This is a genomic window from Hydrogenophaga sp., from assembly GCF_028698005.1.
Classification (GTDB): Bacteria; Pseudomonadota; Gammaproteobacteria; order Burkholderiales; family Burkholderiaceae_C; genus Hydrogenophaga.
In genome coordinates this window covers 1-5,145 of sequence record NZ_JAQVEJ010000188.1, presented here as the reverse complement: position 1 = coordinate 5,145, position 5,145 = coordinate 1, and the positions used below count along the sequence as shown (strand labels likewise).

Genomic DNA, 5,145 nt, shown 5'->3' with positions numbered 1-5,145 from the left:
CACGCGCCCGGACACGGCGGCTCTGGCCCTGCCCCGAGATGGCACGCACCGTCCGCGCGGCGTCGATCAGCGATTCCCACGACAGGTCGTCGGAGTAGGCAAAGGCCGTCTTCTCGCCACTGACGGCGCGCACGCCGACGCCCTGGTCGATGCTGAAGCTGCCGGTCTTGACGATGCCTTCCTCCAGGCTCCAGCCCTCGCTGCGCGTGGTCTGGAAGTACAGGTCGGCGTCATCGGCCCCGTGGGACATGATTTCGCCCAGCGCGCGCTGCAGGTGGGTGGTGGTCAGCCCGAAGGGCTGCAGAAGGACACGCTCGGCTTCGGCCAGGCGGGCCAGGGTGGGTTCACGGGCAATCATGGCCCTATTGTAGGAAGCCGGGCTTGTCCATGCTCGGCACAGGGCCCGGCGGCGATGCGCGGTCAGGACTGCATCAGCCGCTTGGACTTTGCGATCGACATCAGCATGCCCAGCCCGATGCCCATGGTGACCATGGCCGTGCCGCCGTAGCTCACGAAAGGCAGCGGCACGCCCACCACCGGCAGGATGCCGCTGACCATGCCCATGTTGACGAAGGCATAGACGAACACATTGAGCGTCAGGGCGCCGGCCAGCAGACGCGAGAACACGGTGGGCGCATCCAGCGCGATGACCAGCCCGCGCCCGATGAAAAACAGGAAGGCCAGCAGCAGGCAGGCGACACCGACCAGGCCGAACTCCTCGGAAAAGGCGGCGTAGATGAAGTCGGTCGTGCGCTCGGGGATGAATTCGAGGTGGGTCTGCGTGCCCTGCATGAAGCCCTTGCCCCAGAGCCCGCCCGAACCGATGGCGATCATGCCCTGGATGATGTGGAAGCCCTTGCCCAGCGGGTCCTTGAACGGGTCCAGCAGCGTGCATACGCGCTGGCGCTGGTATTCGTGCAGGATCTTCCAGTCGACATCGGGGGCACACCATTGGGGCTCCATCACGATGAGCACCACGATGGCGACCGCCGCCACCAGCACCGGCGGGATGATGAGCGCCCAGCTCAGTCCGGCAAAGAAGATGACGAACAGGCCCGAGGCCACCACCAGCAGCGTGGTGCCCAGGTCGGGCTGCTTGAGGATGAGCGCGGCCGGCACGGCCAGGATGATGCCGGCCACCAGGAAGTCCGCCGCCTTCAGCGTGCCCTCACGGCGCTGGAACCACCAGGCCAGCATCAGCGGCATGGCGATCTTCATGATTTCGCTGGGCTGGATCACGATACCCACGTTGAGCCAGCGCTGCGCCCCCTTCTTGACGATGCCGAAGAACTCGACCCCGAACAGCAGCACCACCCCCGCCACATACAGGGGCAGCGCGAGCATCATCAGCCGCTGCGGCGGCACCTGGGAGACCAGGAACATCACGCCGAAGGCCAGCATCATGTTGCGCGCGTGCGCCGCGAATCGCGTGCCGTGGTCGAACCCGACCGAGTACATGGTCACCAGGCCGATACCGGCGAGCAGAAAAATGGCCAGCAGCAGCCACGGATCGAAGCCCGTGAACACAGGTTTGGTGCGTTGCCAGAGGCTCGGGCGATCGATGACGGCGGCCATCCCGCGATTATCCTCTGCGCCATGGACACAACGACGCACCTGCTCTACTTGCACGGATTCCGCTCCTCCCCGCAGTCGGCCAAGGCGCGCCAGGTTGGCGAGCGCGTGCGGCGCGAGCACCCCGGCGTCGTGTGGTGGTGCCCGCCGTTGCCGCCCTCGCCGGCCCGGGCCGCGGCCCTGATCGAGGAAGGTACGCGCGACTGGCCGGCCAGCCGCATGGCGGTGGTCGGCTCCTCGCTCGGCGGCTTCTATGCGCGCTGGCTGTCCCTGCGCCGGGGCTGCACATCGGTGCTGCTCAACCCCGCCGCCCACCCCGCACGCGATCTGGCCCGCCACATCGGCGAGCAGACCGCCTGGCACGACCCGGGCGAGCGCTTCTTCTTCGAACCGGGCTTCGTGGACGAGCTGCGGCAGCTTGAAGCCGATATCGCCGCCATGGCGGGCGACCCCGAGCGCCCGCGCGGCCGGCAACTGGCCGTCATTGCCCAGGGCGACGAACTGCTGGACTGGCGCGAGATGCAGTCCTTCTGCGCGGGCGGCCAGATTCGCCTGCTGCCCGGCAGCGACCACGCGCTGAGCGATTTCGGCGACCACATCGACGCCGTTGTCGCGCACCTGAACCTGGCCGGCTGACCGCTGGCGACCGCAGCGGCATGGGACAATCGCCCCATGCACATTCTGTTCGACGACGCCGGCAAGCTGATGGCCGGCCGCCTCATGGCCGAGACCGACAGCTCCGTCCAGGTGGAGCTGGAGTCCGGCAAGCGGGTCAAGGTGAAGCTGGCCAATGTCCTGCTGCGCTTCGACAAGCCCGCGCCGGCCGCCCTCATCTCGGCGGCCACCGCCCTGGCCTCCGAGATGGAGCTGGAGCTGGCCTACGAATTCGCCCCCGAGGAGGAATTCGGGTTCGCCGACCTCGCCCATGAATACTTCAGCGCCCAGGCCAGCAACGAGCAGCTGGTCGCGGCGCTGATCTGCCTGCAGGGCGCCCCCCACTACTTCCGGCGCGCCAGCAAGGGGCGCTTCCGGAAGGCGCCGCCCGAGATCGTGGCGCAGGCACTGGCCGCGATCGAAAAGAAGAAGCAGATCCAGGCCCAGATCGACGCCTGGGCAGCCGAGCTGCAGGCCGGCCGGTGCCCCGAGGCGGTGCGCCAGCAGTTGTTCCGCATCCTTTTCAAGCCCGACAAGAACGCCCCCGAGTACAAGGCCGTGGTCGAGGCTGCGCGCCAGAGCCACCTGGCACCGCTGGCCCTGCTGCAGAAAGCCGGCGCCATCACCAGCGCCTACCAGTTCCACTGGCAGCGCTTCCTGTTCGAGCACTTCCCCAGGGGCACGGGCTTTCCGGCCATCGAGGCGCCGGCGATCACCGACGAGCTGCCACGGGCGCCGGTGCGGGCGTTCTCGATCGACGATTCGCACACCACCGAGATCGATGATGCGCTGTCCGTGCAGGGCCTGGGCAGCGGCACGGTCGAGCTGGGCATCCACATCGCCGCCCCGGGCCTGGCGGTCACGCCCGACAGCCCGATCGGCCAGATCGCGCGCGAACGCCTGTCCACCGTCTACATGCCCGGCCACAAGATCACCATGCTGCCGGACGACGTGGTGCAGGCCTACACGCTGGAGGCCGGGCGCGACTGCCCCGCGGTCTCCCTGTATGCCACCCTGGACGAGGCCACGCTGGAAATCCGGGCAACACGCACGGCGCTCGAGCGCGTGCCCGTGTCGCTGAACCTGCGCCACGACAAGCTCGACGACGTGATCACGGAAGACTGGCTGGCCGGCGCGGTCCCGGCCGATACGGCACCGCCCGACGTGGCCGCCCTGCAGCCAACCCTGGCCTTCCTGCTGCGCCTGGCCCGGCACCTGAAAGCCCGGCGCGAGGTGGTGCGCGGCAAGCCGGAGACCTTCACGCGGCCCGATTACACCTTCCGGCTCGAAGGCATGGCCGGCGACGAGCCCGACGGCAGCGAGACCGTGCGCATCAGCACCCGCTCGCGCGGCGCCCCGCTGGACCTGATCGTGGCCGAGGCCATGATCCTGGCCAACAGCACCTGGGGCCAGTGGCTGGCCGACACCGGCGTGCCCGGCATCTACCGCAGCCAGGCCAGCCTGGCCCCGGGCATCAAGGTGCGCATGGGCACCAAGGCCCTGCCACACGCGGGCATCGGCGTGCGCTGCTACGCCTGGAGCACCTCGCCGCTGCGCCGCTACGCCGACCTGGTCAACCAGTGGCAGATCATCGCCTGCGCCCGCCACGGCAACACGGCCGCGCTGGTGGCGCCGTTCAAACCCCGGGACGCCGGCCTGCTGGCCGTGCTCAGCGCCTTCGACGCTGCCTACGGCGCCTACAACAGCCACCAGCACGGCATGGAACGCTTCTGGACCTTGCGCTACCTGCGGCAGGAGGGCATCACCGAGCTGACGGCCAGCCTCATCAAGGACAACCTGGTGCGTGCCGACACGCTGCCGCTGGTGTTGCCCGTGATCGGCGTGGAAGGCCTGCCCCGGGGCGCCCAGGTGCGGGTGCGACTGGGCGAGATCGACGAGATCAGCCTGGAGGTCGGAGGGACCGTGATCGAGCGCCTGGATGGCCAGGCCACACCGGCCAGCGACGACGCCGAAGCCGGCGAGGACGACGACGATGCGGCAATGGCCGGGCCGCTGCACCTGGCCATCGACGACGAGGCCGGCGAGGCCCCGGGCGAGGGCGTGCCCGCACCTGCTGCCGCCTCCGAGCAGGGATAATCGCCGCGTGAAATCGCTGACGGTCCTCTTGCGGCAACTGACCACGCTCCAGATCGCGCTGGGGGTATCGCTGGTCGCTCACGCTGCCCTGCTGACCGTGCGTTTCGTTCATCCGGAAGGCTTCAACCGGGTGTTCCGGGACACCCCGCTGGAGGTGATCCTCGTCAACGCCAGCAGCGACCAGCGGCCCGACCGGGCGGCGGCGATCGCCCAGGCCAACCTGGCCGGCGGTGGCGACGCGCCCGACCAGCGGCGCGCGACCTCGCCCCTGCCGCCGAGCCCGAACGCCCGCATCGGCGACACCGTGAACGAGGACGAACGCCGCCTCGAGGCCCTCAAGCAGCAGCAGAGCCAGTTGCTGGCCCAGGTCCGGCGCGAACTGGCCCGGCTGTCGGCACCGGACCGGTCCGAGGACGGCGGCCAGCAGCAGACCCAGGAGCAACGCGAGCGCAAGCGCCAGGCGCTGGTCAAGATCCTGGCCGAGATCGAAAAGCGCATCAACGAAGAGAATGCGCGTCCACGCAAGCGCTACGTCAGTCCGGCCACCCGCGAAGAGGTCTACGCGGTCTACTACGACGCCCTGCGCCGCAAGATCGAGGACCGGGGCACCGCGAACTTTCCGGAGGCCGGCGGCCGCAAGCTCTACGGCGAGCTGACCATGGTCATCACCATCAACCACACGGGCCAGGTGCTCGACACCGAGGTGGCGCTGCCCTCGGGCAACCGGGCACTCGACGCGCGCGCGCAGGCGATCGTGCGCAGCCTGCAGTTCGGCCGCTTCAACGAGGCCATGCGCCGCCGTGCCGACCAGATCGTGGTGGT

At 69.3% G+C, this 5,145-nt stretch carries 5 protein-coding genes; 3 read left to right on the top strand and 2 right to left on the bottom strand.

The annotated features are described in order from the left end of the window. The coding region (locus PHQ87_RS14290) for a DNA gyrase modulator (protein ID WP_300235721.1) at window positions 1-358 on the bottom strand (358 nt) is incomplete at its 3' end. 62 nt (window positions 359-420) lie between these two features. Continuing rightward, window positions 421-1,575 carry a rod shape-determining protein RodA gene (gene rodA, locus PHQ87_RS14285; protein ID WP_300235718.1) on the bottom strand — a complete coding sequence of 385 codons (1,155 nt, stop codon included), beginning with the start codon at window positions 1,573-1,575 and terminating at the stop codon, window positions 421-423. A gap of 21 nt (window positions 1,576-1,596) precedes the next feature. On the opposite strand from rodA, the gene PHQ87_RS14280 reads away from it, so the two are divergent. The 3 genes from PHQ87_RS14280 to PHQ87_RS14270 form a co-directional block, all read left to right on the top strand. Further along, a complete protein-coding gene (locus tag PHQ87_RS14280) occupies window positions 1,597-2,208 on the top strand; it encodes a YqiA/YcfP family alpha/beta fold hydrolase (RefSeq protein ID WP_300235715.1) in 612 nt (203 codons plus the stop codon). A gap of 36 nt (window positions 2,209-2,244) precedes the next feature. After that, the gene (locus PHQ87_RS14275) at window positions 2,245-4,323 is read left to right on the top strand and encodes an RNB domain-containing ribonuclease (protein WP_300235712.1); all 2,079 of its coding nucleotides are present in this window, start codon (window positions 2,245-2,247) and stop codon (window positions 4,321-4,323) included. Window positions 4,324-4,351: 28 nt separating this feature from the next. Then, a partial coding sequence (locus PHQ87_RS14270) for a TonB family protein (protein WP_300235724.1) occupies window positions 4,352-5,145 on the top strand: 794 nt, incomplete at its 3' end.